This is a genomic window from Pseudoalteromonas rubra, from assembly GCF_000967655.1.
Lineage (GTDB): Bacteria > Pseudomonadota > Gammaproteobacteria > Enterobacterales > Alteromonadaceae > Pseudoalteromonas > Pseudoalteromonas rubra_A.
In genome coordinates, this window is sequence record NZ_JXYA01000016.1 from 216,481 (window position 1) to 235,988 (window position 19,508).

Genomic DNA, 19,508 nt, shown 5'->3' on the forward strand with positions numbered 1-19,508 from the left:
TTAACCATGCTGTTGGCGTTATCTGAATAACACCGCTTCGCGGCTAAACCAGCGGACACAACACGCCAACAAGGCGCTGGCAAGAAGTGTTGAAGCCAGAAAAATCAAGCCGACGGCCTGATAGTCGACGGTCCCTTTGACAATTTCCTTGATGGCCAGTGCCACATTGGTAATGGGGATCCAGGCGGTGTTGGCAGTCAATGTCATGTTAGGCAAAACCGACACCACAATCGGCACAAATACAAACATGCTCAGTGGTCCCATGTAGTTTTGTGCTTCTTTGAAGCTGCGGGCATAAATTGAAATGGCCAGTACCAGGGATGACAACATCATAGCGACCGGCAACAACAAAGCAAAAATCAGCAGAAAATCCCACTGAGTCACCGTTGCAAATGCACTCAGGATAGGATCCAGTGCACCAAACCCACTGGCAATCCAGATCCACACAGACATACTGGATACGGTCACCAGTGCACAGGCAATGGAACTGATTAAAATGGTGAAAAATTTCCCCAGTACCAGCTGAGTGCGGGTCAGGGGCGTTAGCAACAAGGTTTCGAGTGTGCCACGCTCTTTTTCACCGGCCCCCAGATCAATGGCCGGATAGCTGGCCCCCATCAGCACCAGCGGGATCAACATATACGGAATAAACGCACCAATTTTTTCGCCAATGTTCTCTCGCTGATCGGCTGTATCGACCTTTTCCATCTCCACAGGTTTAAGTATGGCAGCCTGTTTTTCCACAGCCACACCCAGCTCGCCCAATGCCTGCTCCCTGAGTGTGGCCGCGTACTCATCTATTACTTTCTTGATCCGGCTGTAAATATAGTTGATAGATTGGGCATCATTAAAGACCACCTGAAACCGCGTCTGGTTACCCAGACTCAGCTGCTTATCAGGCGCTGCCGGAATATACACCCCCACATCAATAATGCCTTGCCTTACTGCATCGCGAAGCGCTTCGACACTATCAAGTTTAGCGTCGCCGTCATAGCGCTTAAAACTGCGATGATAGAATAAGGTATCAGCAAAGGGGCGCGCATAGTCTTCGTTTACCACGTAAAAGGTATGAACCTGTTGCTCGGCTTCCAGCGCCGCTTTAGACGTGAGAAATGCGACAAAGGCGAATAACACCGGAAAAATAACAATTGGCAGGGCAATGACAAAGAACAAAGTTTTACGGTCTCTGAGCAACTCCCTAAGTTCCTTTAACATGACTTCAAACATCTTGTGCCTCCCGAATGATAGTCATAAATGCCTGGTTGAGCTCATTATTGCGCCCCAGCGTACGAAAAGCGTCCAGGTCGCCTTCAAAGCAGCTTATCCCTTTGTCAATTACACACACCTTGTCGCACAACATATCGACTTCGTCCAGATGATGGGTAGAGAAGATCACGGGGGTCCCCTGCTCTTTAAGCTGCCTGATGAAGGTCAGCACGGTCTGTTTGGTCATAATATCCAGACCTGTAGTCGGCTCGTCCAGAATAACCACCTGAGGCTGGTGCACCACAGCTCTGGCAATATTGGTTTTTTGCTTCATACCGGTAGACAAGCTGTCTGAGCGCTTATCGAGAAATGCGGTCATATCCAAAGTTTCAAATAACAGCTCGCAGCGGGTCTTGAGTGCTTTGCCTTTGAGGCCATGCAACCTGGCAAAATATTCGACATTTTCTTTGGCGGTTAGTCGCCCGTACAGGCCTGTCGTACCCGACAAAAAGCCGATACAACGGCGGCCATAGAGGGGGTTTTTAACAACATCCTGCCCATCGACCAGAATTGCGCCGCTATCTGGCGTAAGCGCCGTGGACAGCATTCTTAATGTGGTGGTCTTGCCCGCGCCATTTGGGCCAAGTAGCCCAAGCACTTCAGCTTGCTGGCACTGAAACGACACAGACTCTACGGAATGAAAATAGCCATCCCGCTCTCTGGCGTCCTGGCTGGTTTTGTTTTTGCTGTGCTCCTTGCTGAGCTTGAAGCGTTTTTGTAAACCTTCAACCTGTATCACTGTGTGTCCTTGTTTGTCGCTTTCTGCCGCTTGGGCCGAAAATAGTCGGTGTCATTGTAAAAAGCCAGGTCCTGTTGCCCCTGATACCACTGAGGTATACCCAGCAAAGGCAAAGGCGACATCTGCTTATTGTTATCGAGCAACCCCTGCTGCTCAATCATGTTTGCCAGTTGCTTATCTAAATGGCGATACTGAAGCGCCAGCGGCAGATGATAGAATGCTTCATCGACCTCAATACACACAACTTTGCCCGTTAGCCCGATAAACGGCTTAGTAAGCATTTCATAGTTGGCATGGCCAAAAACAAATGGCAGCAGGTTATGGTGCCACATTGCGCTGTATTCATAAAAAACTTCCTGCCACTGGTGTGCTCTTAACGCGGTTTGCCAGCTCATATCAGGCACCGCCAGCACCACGCCACACTCATCAAACAGCGTCAGCGCATTACGCTTTTTACTACGTTGCTTCAGGCCATGCTCGGCAATTTCCTGCATATGCAGCTGATTTAACAAAGATTTGGTTTGAGGAAACAGGCACCAGATCAAAGCCCCAAAGAAGTCATGCCAGTTATTTTCCCGGGTTGGAATGCGATTAGTCTGCGCGATAATCTCTTCGTAGTACAAGGTTTCGCCTTCCAGTTCACTGTTGGGGGTAAACACCACCTGGCGGTTATGCTGCTGATTTTGCTGCGCATTCAGCCATTCAAAAGCGGGCCAGTCTGCGTGCTGGCTGAGAGTAAAAAGTTCTTCAAGATGCTCAAAGGGTGCCTGAGTAAACAGGTCTGCATGCCAGTGCTCTGGCGCGGTAAATTTATTCATATTGCCGGTTAGTCTTTATCTGGCACAGTCAAAGCCGCCATTTTAACCCAGCATGGGCTCGTATCCCAGCCAACTTTGTGTAGTAAATAGCCAAACCCGTCAATTATCGCCAAAAGTCGAAATCCCCGTGCAAATAACGTTATACTAGCGGCGTATAACAACAAGCGAAGATAATAACACTATGAAACTAAAACTCGCGCTAAGCGCACTTTCTGTTGCTGTGTTAGCTGGCTGTATGGCGACACAAACCAATCAGCCTGGCGACGTAACCGCCGCTTATAACAGCATTAATGCCGAGCAACTGACTACGCACATTAAAACTCTTGCCTCTGATGAATTTGGTGGCCGCGCCCCGTCTACCAAAGGCGAAGAGCTGACACTGGCATATCTTAAGAAACATTTCACTGAGCTGGGTTTCCAGCCAGGCAATGGCGACAGCTTCTTTCAGGAAGTGCCTCTGGTATCCATCGAAGCCGACTCTAACATGACCCTGAGCATTGGCGGCAAAGATTACGAGTATAAGAAAGATATGGTGATGGGTACCGGCCGTATCAGCAAACTGGAGTCGATTAAAGATTCAGAGCTGGTGTTTGTCGGCTATGGTGTCAATGCCCCAGAATATGGCTGGAACGATTACGAAGGCCTGGATGTACGCGGTAAAACGGTGGTGATGCTGGTTAATGACCCAGGCTTTGCACGTAAAGATCCGGCTTTGTTTACCGGTGAAGCCATGACCTACTACGGCCGCTGGACATACAAATATGAAGAAGCGAGCCGCCAGGGTGCAGCAGGTGCCATTATCGTTCACGAAACCGCGCCAGCCTCTTACCCCTGGAGCGTTGTTGAAAACTCCTGGAGTGGCCCTCAGTTTGGCTTCCAGAAAGAAAACAACAACATGGACCGTGTCGCTGTCGAAGGTTGGGTAACCAGTGATGTTGCCAAAGAGCTATTTGCAAAAGCGGGTCTGGACTTTGCCGAAGCAAAAGAAAAAGCGGCGGCCGGTGCCTATCACGTAGACATGGGCGACTTAAGCGCGTCTGTCACCGTGAAAAGTAAGATCAGCACCTCAACGTCTTATAACTTCATCGCGACCCTGCCTGGTGCCAAGCACAGTGACGAGCACATCATTTACTCTGCACACTGGGATCACTTGGGCACAGATCCTAACCGTAAAGGCGATAAGATTTACAACGGTGCACACGATAATGCAACCGGTACAGGTGGCATGATTGAAGTCGCCGAAGCTTTCAGCAAGCTGCCTGTTAAACCGGATCGTTCAATCACTTTCCTGGCCGTGACCGCGGAAGAACAAGGCCTGCTGGGCTCAAAATTTTATGCTGCAAACCCGGTTATCCCTGCGGATAAAACGGTTGCCAACATTAATATGGACAGCCTGAACTTGCTGGGCAAGGTAAAAGATATCAGTGTTGTGGGTATTGGCAAGTCATCGCTGGACGAAATGCTGGAAACCGCCGCAAAAGCACAGGACCGTGTTGTCTCGGGCGATCCACGTCCGGCTGCAGGTGGCTACTATCGTTCAGATCATTTCGCCTTTGCTAATATGGGCGTCCCGGCCATGTATGCCGGTGGCGGTACTGAAGCGCGTGATGAAGCCACTGAGCAATACCGTAAGCGTATGAGCCTGGTTTTACGCGGTTGTTATCACCAGCCTTGTGATCGCTACCGTGAAGAATGGGACTTAAGCGGCGCGGTACAGGATCTGCAATTGTTCTTCCAGGTAGGGTACGACATTTCTCAGCAGAGTGAATGGCCGACCTGGAAAGCAACTTCTGAGTTCCAACGCAATAAATAAACGCAAATGATATTGATTTTCATTTAATATCATTCTAAAGTGCAACTGTGTTTTCAACCGGTTGCACTTTTTATGCTCTCACAATCCTACTCTACAACCACCAAACGCAGCTCAGCTCTCTCTTCGTTACTGGCAAACAAGCGTTTGCTGCTGCCGATGTTAATTTGTCTGGCATTGCTATTTGACCCTCTGCGCACTTTAACCATTGCCACGCTCGCCGACGCGTTTTTTCAGGTGAGTGTGTTTGTCGCCGGTACCCTGGCAATCTATTACTTTCTTATCGACAGGCTGCCTCAGTTAGAGCTCAGTTATCTCAAAGCCAGGTCGCCGCTATTGGAGATCTCAATGGCGGCGATACTCGGGGCGCTACCCGGCTGCGGCGGTGCAATCATCGTGGTCACTCAGTTCACCAAAGGACAGGCAAGTTTTGCCTCTGTGGTTGCTGTATTGACGGCAACCATGGGCGATGCCGCGTTCCTGCTTCTGGCTAAGAAGCCGCTCGAAGGCCTGACTATCATCGCCCTGGGTGTGGCTGTGGGAATCGTCAGTGGTTTGGTGGTTAATATGCTGCACAAACCTGAATTTTGCCAACCCAGCAGGCACAGCAGAACCGCCATAGAGTGCAAAACGCCACCCAGCGCTATCCGCTTCAGCGAGCCTGTATGGCGCTGGGTTTTACTACCTTGTGTGGTTATCGCGCTGCTTATCGCTTTTAATACGGACCTGGGCATATTAACCAAGCCTGTTGAGCTGACAGGCGCAGCGCTGGCCCTGTTCGCCCTGACTATCTGGGCATTGTCTTCAAAAGGCCAAAGCTACCGCGAAGTCACCGCTGAGGACGATGAACAGGATCCCCCTTCCAAACTGGCCAAGGTCATCCACGACACCCACTTTGTGACCGCATGGGTGGTGGCCAGCTTTATGCTGTATGAACTGTCCGTTGCCTTGTTTGGCCTGGACCTGGCGGCCTGGTTCTCAGAGTACGCAGTATTTGCGCCGCTGATTGCCATTGCAATTGGTATGCTGCCCGGCTGTGGGCCACAGATTGTCGTCACCAGCTTGTATATTCAGGGTGTCTTACCTTTCAGTGCATTAGCTGCGAACGCCATCGCCAACGACGGTGATGCCCTATTCCCGGCACTGGCGCTGGCCCCCGGGGCCGCCGCTCTGGCCACCGTTTACTCGGCGATACCCGCCTTGCTTGTGGGTTACGGCTTATATTACTTCAGCTAAAAACATAAAGGCCTGCTTGTGCAGGCCTTTTCAACGTCAAGTTCTGTTTGGTTTTAAGTATCATGCTTTTCAATGATGAGGATAACTTCCCCGACTTTAAAACCCCATTTGATGATTTCTGTGCGGTTAAACAAGCGTTTTTCGTTAACCAAATACATCCAGTCGTCTAGCGTCACCTCCAGCGGCTTACCCTGATATTGGATCTCCAGCTGATATCGCCAATACAAAGCCGATCCTGCTGTTTCGCCTTGCGCAACCCCAATCACATCACCGGCGGTACCTTTATAGCGGTTATCCGCGGTTTTCTCGAGCTGCCAGACTCTGGTTGACTTCTCCCCGTCGTCGAAGCGAAACCACTCTTTCAGCTCACCTTTATTGCCGCGCCAGGTGCCTATCAAGTCGGCCTCAAAGCGCCGGGTAAGATTGCCACTGCGATCCAGCACTATCCCGTAGGCCGTGAGCTCACCTTCAAAAAATTGCTCCAGTGCCAACTCTGGTTTGGTGTCGCTGTAATCCGCAATCGTTTTGCTGGTGCAGCCACTCAGAGCCAACGCCAGCAGCAAAGTTATAACTAGTTTCATTGTGTTACCTTCTTCCTATGAGCTGCTTTCTTAGCTTAGGCTCTGTGGTTTTTTCGGACAGCCAGATCCCTAAAAAGGCCGGCCCAAATGCACTGTCCTTAATCGCTCCTAAAAAACGCGCCGACGCTTTAAGATCAGATTCGGACAGCGACCCACTCAGCTCAGCTGGCGGTTCAGGGCGGAAATAAAAGCGACTTTGCAGGTCCTCATCGACCACCAGGATCAACTGGTTACCTTTGCGTATATCAGGCCAAAGCTGAGCAAGCTGCCGCAGCCATTGTTCACTGTTATCAAGCGAAAGCTGCTGTTTTTGCCACTGCTCTTCGGTTGCGTCAACCAACTCCTGCGCCTCAATGTCGCGCTTGTAGGTCAAGCTCAGTATCTGGGGATATTCAGTTTCCCGATAAGCCTCACCGCCGGTGTAAAGCGCAGCTGAGTAAACATCCCAGAACAAATAGCGCAAGTCTGCCGTACCGCGTAAATCAAGCTCCGACAGCTCAATTGATGTTGATGCCTCAGCCTGCGTCGAAACCACAGCGGGCGCCACAATTAATGCAACTGACAAAATCAAGCCGTTTAACTGTTTAAACATGTTGTACTCCTGTTTTCGCGACAAAACGGCTGTTAAGGTGAACCACCAGAGGCAACACAACCGCCCAGACAGCGCCAAAGACTATAAACAAATTGAAAACGGTCAGCGCGCTATCAAGTGCACCGAGTTTTATGCCGCCAATGTAGCTCAGAGCGCCAAACACCGCACCGAGTAAAGACTGAACGCCCAGATGGCAACGTCCTAACCAGCTCAGACTGTGGTTGAGCGTCAAGGTAAAATGCCCCCACAAAAAAGCAAGCCACACAGGAAGCCAGGGCTGATCACCGGCAAACTGGATGACGCCCGCTGCCGCCAGAGCTTGGTCTACCAACAAACCAAGGGGTAAAACCATCAAGCTACTGAGGTCAGCCTTGCGACTTGGCGACAACGCAAAGTGCAGCGCCAGCAACACTATGACGCCAATCAGTGCCTGGTGAGTGAACAAAGCACTCAACCACCACACTGACTGGAATATAACGAGGTTAACTAGCCAGAAATTGCTCATCATTGACCCCAACATATCTGGGTTTACGTGCAACTAAATGATGCGTACTGATCACCCGCTCCAAAAATGCGCCTTCACAATATTGCAGATAAAAGAGCCATAAACGTCTGAACTGCTCGTCAAATCCAAACGTGCGGATCTGCTGCCAGTTCTGCTCAAACTGAACCCGCCAGCGTTTGAGCGTTTGCGCATAATGCAGTCCGATATCGTCTATACCTCGCACCACCATATCCGTCTGTGTGGCCAGGTGTTGTGACATCACAGCCACAGATGGCAGACACCCGCCTGGGAAAATATAACGCTGGATGAAATCCACGTTATTGCGGTAATGATCGTAGCGACTGTCAGAAATGGTAATAGCCTGCAGTAGCATCAGACCATCGTCTTTTAACAGGCTACTGCACTTGGCAAAAAAGCCCGGCATATAACTGTGCCCAACGGCCTCGATCATCTCGATGGAAACCAGCTTATCGAACTTACCCTCAAGTAAGCGATAATCTTGCTTTAACAGGGTTATCTGCCCCTGCAAACCAGCCGCTTCAATTCTTTGCGCTGTATAGTCATGCTGAGCGTCGGAAATCGTCGTGGTCGTCACCTTACAGCCATAGTTTTGCGCCGCAAATATTGCCAGTGCACCCCAGCCCGTTCCAATTTCTAGTAAATGGTCATCGGCGCTCAGCTCAAGTTTGTCACAAATGATTTTTAGCTTGTTATGTTGGGCCTGCTCGAGGGGCTGCTCCAAGGTTTCAAAGACCGCGCTGGAATACATCATGGTTGGGTCAAGAAATGCCTGATACAGATCATTACTTAAATCATAATGGGCCAGTATGTTTTGCTTAGAGCCCGACTCACTGTTGCGATTGCCAAAGTGAAAGAGGCGATTTTTCACGGCGCTAAGCCAGGACATTTTGCCTTCCAGTTCATCCAGCTGAGATTGTGCGCGGGCAAACATGCGGATCACTTTGGTCAGGTCAGGGCTATGCCACTTCCCTTCAATAAACGCCTCTGCGGCGCCAATACCGCCTCCTTTAAGCACATCCAGGTAAAAACTAATGTCATTGACGAAGATGGTTGCCTGTAGTCTGGGTTGCATCGCCCCCAGTATGACTTTTTCACTGCCCTCAATGATCTCAAGGCGGTCATGTTCCAGTTTTTCAAGCAACTTAAAAATGACGGCTCTGGCTTTATTTATCATCAACTGATGCCACCAGGATACCGTGGCAGGCTTAGAGATGGTTTGGCTATTTTGTTCCATGTATCACTTCGCTTTATTACAGTTAGAATGCGTTTCGGGGTGCGGTATGAAAGGCACACGCTTCACCCAAAGTTTGAGTGCCTGCCAGTAAATCGCCAGGCATATTTTCAATGTCATAGAGGGCAAACACAGGCCAAGCCCCAACAGGCTTTTAACCGACAAGGGTGTTGACTTGAGTGCCATGGTGGCATCAAACAGCTTGTCGTCTTGTAAGGCGCCCTTTTGCTTGTACTCATGTTCGGCCGTAGCGTGGTTTTCTATGTGCACCAGTAATCGCCCTGCTCCTTGTGCGGGCGGCGCACTAACACGCCACAAATACTGCATATCCAGAGTCATAAATGGCGACACATGAAATACCTTATCGGTTCTATGCGCCTGACTGATATCGACCAGATAATAATGTCGCTGATTCCATGGGGTGTTGCTTACTTCTGCCAGCATCAGGTTACACTTGCCCTGCTCGTCGTAACAGAAGTACACATTAAGCGGGCTGAAATATAATCCCAGACAACGCCCCTGAACCAGTGCTTTTACGCGACCTCCGGGCCATTGCCCGCCAAGCTCTATGACTTTGTTTTTTATACGTTGTTGCAGCGTGCCGGGATCACCTTTGAGGTAGTCTTGTTGGCAAAAACGAATGGGCCGATACCACTGGGGACCAATGAGTCCTCTGCCTTTTTGCACAAAGGTGTCTTCATCCAGATCCAGGCACAGCATATAAAGGCGATAGGAAAAGCCATGAGGCACAGGAGCAAAGCGCCGATGCCTGACTTGGCCTACATATAAGGGCGAACTGTGCAGCGTGTCACTCATTACAGGTCATCCAGGCTAATGCCGAACCGTGCTGCTACATCAACCGCACTGCGCACGCCGTCTTCGTGAAAACCGTTGTACCAATAGGCGCCCGCAAAATGAGTATGCTGAAGTCCACAAATTTCCTTGCGACGCTGTTGGGCCGCCATGCTCTGGGTATTGAATACCGGATGCGCGTATTGATATTGTCCAATCACCTTGTCTTCATCGATTGGCTGGTTCAGCGTCACACAAAAGGTGCATGGTGCCTCAATACCCTGCAATATATTCATATTGTATGTTACTGCCGCAGGGCGAGATTCATTGTTGTCGAGCAAGTAGTTCCAGGCAGCCCAGGCTAAACGACGCTTCGGCAGCAAGTCCGTATCAGTATGTAAAATCACTCTGTTTTTTGCGTAAGGAATAGCCGAGAGCACGCTGATTTCTTCTGCGCTGGCATCGCCGAGTAAGTTGAGCGCCTGATCGCTATGACAGGCCAGTACCACCTCATCAAATTCACTGACGGTATCAGCAAAGTGCAACTGAACACGGCCGTTTTCTCGGGTCACTTTTTTGATGTCTGCATCAAGATGGATATTGGCCTCCAGACCACTTAACAGCGGCGCAATATACTGCTTAGAGCCACCCGGGATCACATACCACTGGGGCCTGTCGCTGATATTGAGTAAGCCGTGATGATAAAAAAAGCGGACAAAAAATTTGAGCTCGAATTCCTTCATTTTCTGTAAACTGGTAGACCAGATTGCAGCGCCCATCGGCAAAATATAATGTTCAGCAAAAAATTCGCTGAAGTTTTGCTCATCAAGAAAACTGCCCAATGTTTCGTTAGCAGAAAATTCATCTTCCGCGAAGCGCTGTTTGGCAGTTTTATTAAAACGTACAATTTCTCGGATCAGGCGCCAAAATTTAGGACGAACTAAGTTACGTCGTTGTGCGAACAAGGTATTAAGGTCGTGACCGTTGTATTCCAGCCCGGTGTCTTTATTGTGCACACTGAAACTCATTTCAGTGGGCTTGCCCTGGATCCCCAGTTTATCCATCAATTTAATGAAGTTTGGATAAGTTCGGTCGTTATAAACAATAAACCCGGTATCAACCTGATAGGTTTGGCCCTGGTACTCAACCTCTTTTGTGGCAGTGTGGCCACCAAGGCGGTCTCTTTTTTCGAACAAATGTACATCGTGTTGGGTACTGAGCAAACGTGCACAGACCATACCTGAAACGCCACTACCAATGACGGCTATTTTTTTCATCTTTTTATCCATTTTGCCGCAACATGTCGCCAAACGTTATGCGGCAACCAACCAAAAAATTTAAGCAGGTAGGTAAACCTGCGAGGAAAGTGAATATCAAACTGTTTGTTTTCTACCCCTTGAAAGATACGCTCCGCGGCTTGTTCGCTGGTTACCTGACAAGGCATTGGGAAATCATTTTTTTGGGTAAGCGGGGTATCTACAAAACCCGGATGTACAACACTTACCTGAATACCGCTTCCGGCCAAATCCACATCCAATGTCTTGGCCAAATAGGTCAGTCCGGCCTTGGAAGCGCCGTAGGCCTCAGCACGTGGCAGTGGTAAAAAGCTGGCCGATGAGCTGACAAAAACCAAAAATGCGCTGCTGTTAAGTTTGCCAAGCCAGGCATCCAGGCAGTAGCCGACTGAGATCAGGTTAACGCGGATGATGCGCTCAAACAGTGCTGAGTCGAATTGTTTGGCGTCGTCTATGTATTCACAACCACCGGCGTTGAGAATAATCCCATCCAACTGTGGCAGCTTATCCGCCACCTCAAAAATGGCAGCCTTATCGTTAAGATCAAAGCATATATGCCGGACTTGTTCAGATTCAGGCAAAACCGATTGAAGCTTGTCTTTGTTACGGCCACAAACGTGCACTCTGTATCCTGCGTCTTTATAGCGCTTGGCCAGTGCCAGCCCTATTCCGGAGCTGGCGCCGGTAATTAAAACTTCGGGCATGTCTGCTGCCCTCCATTGTCTGTGCCAGACGCTTGCTCCCCACTAATGCGAGATTTAAGCCAGCGTACCCCCATCCCCATGACGGGAATATGCTCATACAGTAAGCTGCCAGCATCAAAGTAGTCACGGTGCATTATCACTCTGCCATCCTGCACTTTTAAAAAGGAGTGGCCATCTACACTTATCTCTCGCCCTTTACTCAAGCGCTTGTGTCTGTAGTGCATAGTCCAGTACAACGCAGCCTGATCGCCCTGAGATAAGCTGTGCTGTATATCAAACTGACAGCTGATCACATTGCTGTACATATCGCTAAAATAAGTGCTCAGATTTTGTAATCCACTGATCCCATGAAGCGGGTCACTAAACTGAATGTCAGGATGGTAAATTTCTTCCAACAAGTGCAAGGTTTCTTTGTCCAGCTTATTGTAAATCCTTACAAAATTGCTGAGCCAGTCTGGTTGTTCGGTCATTACTCTGTCCTTTTTGCTAATATGCTTTGTTGTACGCGTGCAACACAGCATCAGATCAAACTCTTCCAGGTTCCAGCAACCTTTTGTCCGGGCGGCAGCCTTCCAAAGTTCGTAAACTTGCTCTTTTACTACATTAGCAGCATTTGCGATAAAACGCCTGAAATCAGCACCCTATAAACGAAAAAAGCACAAAGACGGGCTTTGTGCTCAACTCGAAGGACGAATTAGAAGGTATTTTACTGCTGGCCTAGTAAATCAGCTTGCCAATAGGATTAAACAGCTGACTAAGCCCCTGGCTAAAGTGCAGTGCATCGTCAGCCAGCGTAAAGCACAGGCACGACTCGGTTGCGACTGGCGAGTGTTCATGCTCCCCGTCAAGCATAATGAAATCGCCCGGCACATAGCTGTCCATTTCATCTTTGAAAGTGCCCGAAAGCAGCAACGTCAGCTCAAACCCTTTGTGGGTGTGTTGTGGCACACTACCACCTTTTTCAATGTGTAATAAACTGGCATGAAGCTTTCCATCGCCCAGATTCAACCTGGAGCGAGATAACTTGCCGAGTTTTAACCAGCCACTCAGACCGACATTTTGTAAACTGGATGGCAGTACAAATTGCTCTCCCTTAACCTCTATTTCGAGAGGCGCTGGTGCAGGGTCTTCAGCAAACATAGTGTTTTCTGTTATCTGGGCGATTAAATCGTCCCAGTTTTCATCGCCTTGCAGTTCCATATCCTCACCGGCAAAGCTATGCGCACAGCTTGCTTCAAACTGACTAGTCAGCTGCTGACATTGCGGGCACATAGCCACATGCATACTCACAGCCACACTGAGTGACGCGCACAGTTCTCCCTGAACATAAGATTGAAGAATTTGTTCGGATGGGTGATATTTAATCATGGTGCTCCCCCATATGTGCTTTCAGTTTACCCAGTGCCAGTCTCAGTCGGGATTTTACGGTGCCCAAAGGTATGCCGAGTTGATTTGCCAACTCTTCCTGGCTCAGTTCCTGAAAATAAATGCCTTTAACAACATTTTTTTGTTCTTCAGGTAGCTTTTCTACATACTCTACGAGCTGCCTGTCCAACAAATGATCGGAAAATTCGGCGCTGTCATCACGTTCATTGCTATGTTGCTGCCAGATGTCCTCACTGAGGTTGTCCTCGCGGTTGGTCTGCATCTTTCTGAGCATATCGAAGGACTGATTACGCACCAAGGTATAGATCCAGGTGGTTACCGCGCCTTTTTCGGCATTAAATAGGTGCGCTTTTCGCCACACATTAGCCATGCTTTCCTGCAACAGCTCTTGTGCCTGGCTTGCATCGCCAAAGCGTTGGCGCCCTAAGTGCAACACCTTAGGTGCAAACCACTTAAATAAACAGGCGAATGCTTTTCTGTCCCTTTGCTTGGCAATGCGGTGCATCCAGTCGCACAGCTGCGCCTGTTGCTCGGGACTGAGCAGGCGTTGCTCCGAAGTTTGTGTAGCAGCAACGTCTTTCATAACTGACCCTTGTGGCGTTTCGGTACTTTGCTGACGGCTTTTTTCTATCATTAGCTCACATCCATACATAATGGAAGTTTAAAAACGGATTTTTTATTTCTGTAGACCCTATACGTGGAACGAATAGATTTGGATCACACATGCTGACGAATATATCAGTCGTCCTGACCCGTTAAAATGGTATCAAGGAATTTCAGTGCCTGAGGCAATGTACCTGGCTCGCAAAAACCCTCTTTATGCTCCGGAGAAAACGGTAAAATTTCCAAGAAACGTCCGGCTACCCAGGCGGCATCCTCAAAGCGCGGCTCAGGATAGAGCGCTGCCAGCTCTGGATTTTGTTTGAATATACGCAGCAGCTCGTCACTGACGTGCTGATATCTGGGCGCCAGCTCGCAATGCGACCAGTGTAATCTTACATCAAAGCGAGCCTGACGTAATCCGTCCGCTTCCATCCAGACTTCGGTTACATCCAGCAAGCCCTTAGAGCGCACATCTATGGTCAGAATATCATCTTCCGCGGAGCCAAAATCAATAATTTCGACCCAGCTTGCCCAGGGGGCTGTCTGATATTCAGTCGCAGACTTATACAAGCTCAGCGCAAAGTGACGGTCGTCACCCGCTTCTTTCACCATACGTAAATACTTTTGTTCAAATATCCGCAACCGGGTGACGCCACCGGGCAGCAGAAATAGGGGTAGTGGAAAAAGTGCCATTTGCACGCTTTGCATCATAAAATCAGGCCAAACAATTAATTCTGACTTGTAATACGCATAAGCGATTTACACGGATCAACGAAAATCTAACTCGCTAAGCCAGTAGGTGCTTTTTAGTTTTTTGAGCGGTGAGGGCATTAAAAAAGGGCCGTAAAGGCCCTTTACAACAAGTAAGAAACTAGCAAAAAGCGATGATTAGCGCATTGCCATCATCATTTTAGCCGGCTCCTCTAAGTAAGACTTCCACAAATTGTTGAATCTTGCAATCGTTCCGCCATCAATAACCCGGTGATCGCCAGACCAGCTCACCTGCATAATCGCGCGAGACACCACATTGCCCTGCTCATCAAAGCGCGGCAAGTGCTGTAACTTACCCAGTGCAACAATGGCTACCTCTGGTTTATTGATAATCGGGGTTGCTGTCGTTCCGCCGATTGCGCCGATGTTCGAAATTGAGATCGTACCGCCTTTCAGGTCATTAGGAGACACTCGCCCTTCACGCGCAGCGTCTGTAAGTTGCGTGACCGCTTGAGCAACATCGACTATCGACTTGTTCTGACACTGTTTAATGTTTGGTACCAGTAATCCAAGCTTGCTGTCGACCGCCATGCCTATGTTGTGGTCGTCAAAGTAAGTGATCTCTGTACACTCGTCGTTGACCTGCGAATTAAGAATTGGGAATTCTTTAATCGCCAGTGATAACGCTTTGATAAAGAACGGCATCATTGTGAGTTTAATGCCCTGCTTTGCGTACTGGTCTTTTAGCGATTTGCGCAGTGCAATCAGGTCCGTCAGGTCAATCTCATCACTGTAAGTAAAATGCGGAATAGTCGAAACCGATGCAACCATCTGCTTGGCCATCGCGGCTTTCATACCACGGATAGACTCCACACGTGTACCACCTGATGATACTGGTGCTGGCGTTGATTGCTCTGCCTGAGCAGGCGTAGACGACTGAGCAGCGGTGCCACCTTGCGCAAAGCGCTCTAGGTCTTCTTTAAATACACGACCGTTTTTACCTGAGCCTGGTACCTGAGTGATGTCGATGTCCATCTCACGCGCGCGACGTCTGACCGCAGGCGAAGCAACGGCTTTGCCGTTCACTTTAGTCGCTGTCGCTGGTTGTGCAGACGGCGCTTTGCTTTCTTTGACAGGCTGTGGCTTATGGACCGCCAGTTCGTCTTGTTTCGGACTGTGATCCGCACCTAAGCGCATCTGGAATAACGGACTATGCACCTGCGCGATATCGCCTTTTTGATAATATAGTTTTTCAACCACACCATCGTATTTAGCCGGAATTTGCACCAGAGCTTTGTCTGTCATCACATCACACACAGCCTGATCTTCTTTGATTTCATCGCCTTCTGCGACCAACCACTCGACGATTTCACATTCAACAATGCCTTCACCGATATCCGGCAAAATAAAGTCTTCTAAATGCGCAGAAGAAGCAGCTGGCGCTGAACCGCTGTCACCTGTATTGCTGGCAGGTGCAGGCGCTTCGCCGGCAACATCCATTGCAAACAAAGGCTCATGGACTTTAGCAATATCACCTTTTGCATAGTGTAACTGGGTGATCACACCGTCATGTACAGCCGGGATCTGGACCAGTGCCTTATCTGTCATTACATCACAAATAGGCTGATCTTCTTTTACTTCATCACCAACATTCACCAGCCATTCGACCAGTTCACATTCGACGATCCCCTCGCCGATATCAGGTAAAATAAATTCTTTAGACATGATCCGTCCCTTAAAACTCTACTGACTTCTTAATTGCAGCGAATACTTTAAGTGCATCCGGTACATACTCTTTTTCCAGTGCCAGTGGATAAGGTGTATCCAGGCCACAAACACGCTCAATAGGCGATTCAAGATGCAGGAAACACTCTTTCTGAATAGTCGCTGCAATTTCAGCGCCGAATCCATTCGTGATTGGTGCTTCGTGGCTGATAACCAGGCGACCGGTTTTAGTTACAGACTTAGCGATGGTTTCAACATCCCAAGGTAAAATTGAGCGCAGGTCAATGACTTCACAACTGATCCCGGCTTCTTCTGCCTTGGCTGCTGCCTGCTCAATGATCTCCATCTGTGCGCCCCAGGCAAGTAGTGTCACGTCTTTACCTTCTTTCACTACTTCCGCTTTACCAATTTCAATGGTGTAATCGCCCTCAGGCACTTCACCCGTAGAAGCGCGGTACAAACGCTTTGGCTCAAAGAAAATAACCGGGTTATCGTCTTTGATACATGCGCGTAGCAGGCCCTTCGCCTGATACGGGTTACGCGGCACGACCAGCTTCAGACCAGGAGTATGAGCAAAGTAAGCCTCGGGTGATTGTGAGTGATACAAACCACCGGCAATACCACCGCCGTAAGGTGTACGAATGGTCAGATTGCCGACATTGAACTCATTACCAGAGCGATAACGGAACTTGGCCGATTCGTTTACTATCTGGTCGAACGCCGGGAAAATGTAGTCAGCAAACTGGATCTCAGCCAGCGCCGGTGCGCCGAAAGCCGCCAGACCGTTTGCAAAACCCAGGATCCCCTGCTCAGTCAGTGGCGTGTTGAACACACGGTGTTTACCGTATTTTTCCTGTAAGCCTGAAGTGGCACGGAATACACCGCCAAAATAGCCCACATCCTCACCAAAAATACACGCCTGCGGGTGCTCTGCCATGGTGATGTCTAGCGCCGAGTTAATGGCGTGCAGCATGTTCATTTTAGCCATTATTTTATCCTCCCAGCCGTGATTGGATACGCATCCGGATGCTGTTTAATATGCTCTTTAAGTTCTTCGTATTGTTTTTGTAGTGCCGGGATAGGCGTATCGTAAACGTCGGAAACGAGCTCTTCCAGTGCTGGTTTTTGAACCTTTTCAGCCACCTTCAGCGCAGCCAGGATCTCTTCGCGGATCTTGTCTTTTTGTGCTTCGTCTTCTTCTTCGTTTAGCCAGCCTTGTTTTAGCAACCAGGCCTTGAAGCGGGCAACCGGACAGTTTGACTTAAACTCGGCTTCTTCGTCTTTGGTACGGTAACCCGACGGGTCATCCGACGTAGAGTGCGCGCCTAAGCGATAAGCAATCGATTCAATAAGGACAGGCTCACCTGTGGTGACTGCGATTTCACGGGCTTTTTGCGTTGCCGCATAAACAGCTAATGTATCCGCTCCATCGACACGAATGGTCTTAATGCCATAGCCGACACCACGAGACGCAATACCGTCGCCTTTAAACTGCTCATCAGCTGGCGTAGAGATGGCGTAACCATTGTTACGGGCAAAAAACAGTACCGGTGCCTTATGCACTGCGGCCATGTTCAAACCAGCGTGGAAGTCGCCTTCCGATGCGGCCCCTTCCCCAAAGTAACAAATGGTGACGTTGTCAATTTCACTGCTTAGCTCACCGCTTTGCGCATCAATATGCTTCAGCTTCTGGCCGTACGCATACCCCGTTGCTTGCGGGATCTGTGTGCCCAGTGGCGATGAAATGGTCAGGTAGTGTAATTCGTTTGAGCCATAATGAACTGGCATCTGACGACCCTTACCCAAGTCTTTTTCGTTAGAGAACAGCTGGTTCATAAACTGCTCAAGCGAGAATCCACGATAGTGCAGCGCCGCCTGTTCACGATACTGCGCCATGATCATGTCTTCTTGTTTTAGCGCAGCCGCACTGGCGGTAATTGCAGCCTCTTCACCTAGACACTGCATATAAAAGCTGATCCGACCCTGACGCTGGGCCGCCTGCATACGTTCATCCAGCAGACGGATAAAACGCATAGTAGAATAGATACGCAGCGCCGTGTCTTTGTCTAACTCAGGTGCCGTTGCACCGTCCAAAATATCACCGTCTTCGCTGAGAATTTTCAGCGTCGGGATGTTAAGCGCATGGCCATCGATAAATTCGAGCGCATGGCTGATATTCAACGATATGTTATTGGGGTTAGTCATAACCTACCTTCTCTTGTTGTCATAACTAATTTGCAACGCCAAAGCCGCTTAAAATGGGCCGGATCCGCGGTTAGAGATTTGAATAATTAGTGCGGTAAATGCAAATTAATTAAATTAAAGCTTTTGCCACTTTACGTTAACGTAAACGGTTATTCAACTAATCCTAGATGAATAACCGTTAATTTGCACATTTTGCGGTGGAAAGTTTTTGATACGCTTTATTAAGCGCTTTATTTACAGGGGGTTACACGAAGTTTTCGTCTACTTCCAGCGGGATCACAGTCAATAATGCACGCTGACCCAGCGCGACTTTAGCATTCGGGAAGATGATGGCTTCGCCCTCAACTTCTGCAAAGTAGGCCGTATCACCATCGGTTGCGAGCAATTCGCCTTTCGCAAAGCCGGTGAAATTTACCGCAGAATCAGGGAATGGGAATGAAAACGCCTCACAGGTGCGGTTTATCGTGCGATGCACCTGGAACAACTCGAAGTCATTTGCATTAAACTCACCAAAATCGACATCTTCTTGGCTAATTAATGCTTTTAGTGTTTGCTTTACCGCGGCAAAGCGAGACATATCATTCTGACCAAAAGGCTTCACCTGCCCCAGTTCAACTGTAAAGGCGTCAGCACCAAACTGGAAAGATGAGAAGTAGCTGAAAGTAGTCGCTGCTGAGCGCATCATTAAAATGGTATTGACGCCACAGGCCAACATAAATTGCAGCTGCGACTTCTTCCACGGTTTCCCATGCAGGAATGGATAAACTGCAAATTTCTCGTTTTTGGAGCCACGAATTGCGGTATGCAGATCGTAGTGACAGCGATAACGCCCCTCTGGCATGCTGGTGAAAAAGTCACGTACATAGCCTTCAAGTTTTGCAGCGCGGATCTGCTCCGGGTTTTCGGTGCGGTTTTCGTGGGCACCGTTGAACAATCGGTTCAGGTTTTCATCCACAAAGCGCTCTGCGATATTGATGGACTTAGGGTTACCAAACACAAATAACACACGGTGTGCCAGTTCAATGCGCTCCAGGATCACATCCTGAATAAACTCGTCACATATTTCGATGGGAGCGGTTTCATTGCCATGCACCGCGCTCGATAACACGATGTCTTTGTTACCATAAGTGGCAGGCGTAAACTGAATAACACCTGTGTTTTTTACTTCAACCAAAGTACCGTTGCTCAGCGTAAATTGCTCGGCGGCAAGGGAAAACTCGTTATTGCGAGTCAGAGTCAGGAAGTCTCCAGTTTGTTTTAACGTATCAAGGTACATACGAACATCACC

Annotated in this window: 20 protein-coding genes; 2 read left to right on the forward strand and 18 right to left on the reverse strand. The window is 49.0% G+C overall.

What is annotated here, in order from left to right; genetic code table 11:
• Window positions 1–18 precede the first annotated feature (18 nt).
• From TW77_RS08235 to TW77_RS08245, 3 genes are read right to left on the reverse strand one after another with little or no spacing between them, the layout of a single operon-like run.
• Window positions 19–1,227 (reverse strand): ABC transporter permease, encoded by a 1,209-nt coding sequence (locus TW77_RS08235; RefSeq protein ID WP_046004481.1) that lies wholly within the window; start codon window positions 1,225–1,227, stop codon window positions 19–21.
• Window positions 1,220–2,005, reverse strand: a complete 786-nt coding sequence (locus TW77_RS08240; protein WP_046004482.1) for an ATP-binding cassette domain-containing protein — start codon at window positions 2,003–2,005, stop codon at window positions 1,220–1,222. Before TW77_RS08240 ends, TW77_RS08235 begins: the two co-directional genes overlap by 8 nt.
• The gene (locus TW77_RS08245; protein WP_046004483.1) at window positions 2,002–2,823 is read right to left on the reverse strand and encodes a DUF3025 domain-containing protein; all 822 of its coding nucleotides are present in this window, start codon (window positions 2,821–2,823) and stop codon (window positions 2,002–2,004) included. The genes TW77_RS08240 and TW77_RS08245 overlap by 4 nt, the downstream gene beginning before the upstream one ends.
• A gap of 181 nt (window positions 2,824–3,004) precedes the next feature.
• On the opposite strand from TW77_RS08245, the gene TW77_RS08250 reads away from it, so the two are divergent.
• Both TW77_RS08250 and TW77_RS08255 read left to right on the forward strand, forming a co-directional pair.
• On the forward strand, window positions 3,005–4,636 hold the full coding sequence (locus tag TW77_RS08250) for a M28 family metallopeptidase (RefSeq protein WP_046004484.1): 1,632 nt from the start codon (window positions 3,005–3,007) through the stop codon (window positions 4,634–4,636).
• A 72-nt stretch (window positions 4,637–4,708) separates the two neighbouring features.
• Complete coding sequence (locus TW77_RS08255) at window positions 4,709–5,869, forward strand: putative manganese transporter (protein WP_082078885.1); 1,161 nt, start codon at window positions 4,709–4,711, stop codon at window positions 5,867–5,869.
• Window positions 5,870–5,922: 53 nt separating this feature from the next.
• On the opposite strand, the gene TW77_RS08260 is transcribed toward TW77_RS08255, so the two are convergent.
• The 15 genes from TW77_RS08260 to astE all read right to left on the reverse strand — a co-directional run bounded on the left by TW77_RS08260 (window position 5,923) and on the right by astE (window position 19,496).
• Window positions 5,923–6,450, reverse strand: a complete 528-nt coding sequence (locus TW77_RS08260) for a DUF3833 domain-containing protein (RefSeq protein WP_046004485.1) — start codon at window positions 6,448–6,450, stop codon at window positions 5,923–5,925.
• Window positions 6,451–6,454: 4 nt separating this feature from the next.
• Complete coding sequence (locus TW77_RS08265) at window positions 6,455–7,042, reverse strand: chalcone isomerase family protein (protein WP_052713103.1); 588 nt, start codon at window positions 7,040–7,042, stop codon at window positions 6,455–6,457.
• The gene (locus TW77_RS08270) at window positions 7,035–7,547 is read right to left on the reverse strand and encodes a DUF2878 domain-containing protein (protein ID WP_046004486.1); all 513 of its coding nucleotides are present in this window, start codon (window positions 7,545–7,547) and stop codon (window positions 7,035–7,037) included. Before TW77_RS08270 ends, TW77_RS08265 begins: the two co-directional genes overlap by 8 nt.
• Window positions 7,525–8,802: an SAM-dependent methyltransferase gene (locus TW77_RS08275; RefSeq protein WP_046004487.1), complete on the reverse strand. Its 1,278-nt coding sequence runs from the start codon at window positions 8,800–8,802 to the stop codon at window positions 7,525–7,527. The genes TW77_RS08270 and TW77_RS08275 overlap by 23 nt, the downstream gene beginning before the upstream one ends.
• A gap of 3 nt (window positions 8,803–8,805) precedes the next feature.
• Window positions 8,806–9,615 (reverse strand): DUF1365 domain-containing protein, encoded by an 810-nt coding sequence (locus TW77_RS08280; RefSeq protein ID WP_046004488.1) that lies wholly within the window; start codon window positions 9,613–9,615, stop codon window positions 8,806–8,808.
• Window positions 9,615–10,868: an NAD(P)/FAD-dependent oxidoreductase gene (locus TW77_RS08285; RefSeq protein ID WP_046004489.1), complete on the reverse strand. Its 1,254-nt coding sequence runs from the start codon at window positions 10,866–10,868 to the stop codon at window positions 9,615–9,617. The genes TW77_RS08280 and TW77_RS08285 overlap by 1 nt, the downstream gene beginning before the upstream one ends.
• The gene (locus TW77_RS08290; RefSeq protein WP_046004490.1) at window positions 10,865–11,590 is read right to left on the reverse strand and encodes an SDR family NAD(P)-dependent oxidoreductase; all 726 of its coding nucleotides are present in this window, start codon (window positions 11,588–11,590) and stop codon (window positions 10,865–10,867) included. The genes TW77_RS08285 and TW77_RS08290 overlap by 4 nt, the downstream gene beginning before the upstream one ends.
• Window positions 11,575–12,060 carry a nuclear transport factor 2 family protein gene (locus tag TW77_RS08295; protein WP_046004491.1) on the reverse strand — a complete coding sequence of 162 codons (486 nt, stop codon included), beginning with the start codon at window positions 12,058–12,060 and terminating at the stop codon, window positions 11,575–11,577. The genes TW77_RS08290 and TW77_RS08295 overlap by 16 nt, the downstream gene beginning before the upstream one ends.
• 247 nt (window positions 12,061–12,307) lie before the next feature.
• The gene (locus tag TW77_RS08300; protein WP_046004492.1) at window positions 12,308–12,958 is read right to left on the reverse strand and encodes a ChrR family anti-sigma-E factor; all 651 of its coding nucleotides are present in this window, start codon (window positions 12,956–12,958) and stop codon (window positions 12,308–12,310) included.
• Window positions 12,951–13,610, reverse strand: a complete 660-nt coding sequence (locus tag TW77_RS08305; RefSeq protein WP_052713104.1) for a sigma-70 family RNA polymerase sigma factor — start codon at window positions 13,608–13,610, stop codon at window positions 12,951–12,953. The genes TW77_RS08300 and TW77_RS08305 overlap by 8 nt, the downstream gene beginning before the upstream one ends.
• Before the next feature lie 104 nt (window positions 13,611–13,714).
• Window positions 13,715–14,272, reverse strand: coding sequence for an LON peptidase substrate-binding domain-containing protein (locus tag TW77_RS08310; protein ID WP_052713105.1), 558 nt, complete (start codon window positions 14,270–14,272; stop codon window positions 13,715–13,717).
• A gap of 195 nt (window positions 14,273–14,467) precedes the next feature.
• Window positions 14,468–16,015, reverse strand: coding sequence for a dihydrolipoyllysine-residue acetyltransferase (locus TW77_RS08315; RefSeq protein ID WP_046004493.1), 1,548 nt, complete (start codon window positions 16,013–16,015; stop codon window positions 14,468–14,470).
• Between the two features lie 10 nt (window positions 16,016–16,025).
• Window positions 16,026–17,003, reverse strand: coding sequence for an alpha-ketoacid dehydrogenase subunit beta (locus TW77_RS08320; protein ID WP_046004494.1), 978 nt, complete (start codon window positions 17,001–17,003; stop codon window positions 16,026–16,028).
• On the reverse strand, window positions 17,003–18,220 hold the full coding sequence (locus tag TW77_RS08325) for a thiamine pyrophosphate-dependent dehydrogenase E1 component subunit alpha (RefSeq protein ID WP_046004495.1): 1,218 nt from the start codon (window positions 18,218–18,220) through the stop codon (window positions 17,003–17,005). The genes TW77_RS08320 and TW77_RS08325 overlap by 1 nt, the downstream gene beginning before the upstream one ends.
• A gap of 244 nt (window positions 18,221–18,464) precedes the next feature.
• Window positions 18,465–19,496 carry a succinylglutamate desuccinylase gene (gene astE, locus TW77_RS08330; protein WP_046004496.1) on the reverse strand — a complete coding sequence of 344 codons (1,032 nt, stop codon included), beginning with the start codon at window positions 19,494–19,496 and terminating at the stop codon, window positions 18,465–18,467.
• Window positions 19,497–19,508 lie beyond the last annotated feature (12 nt).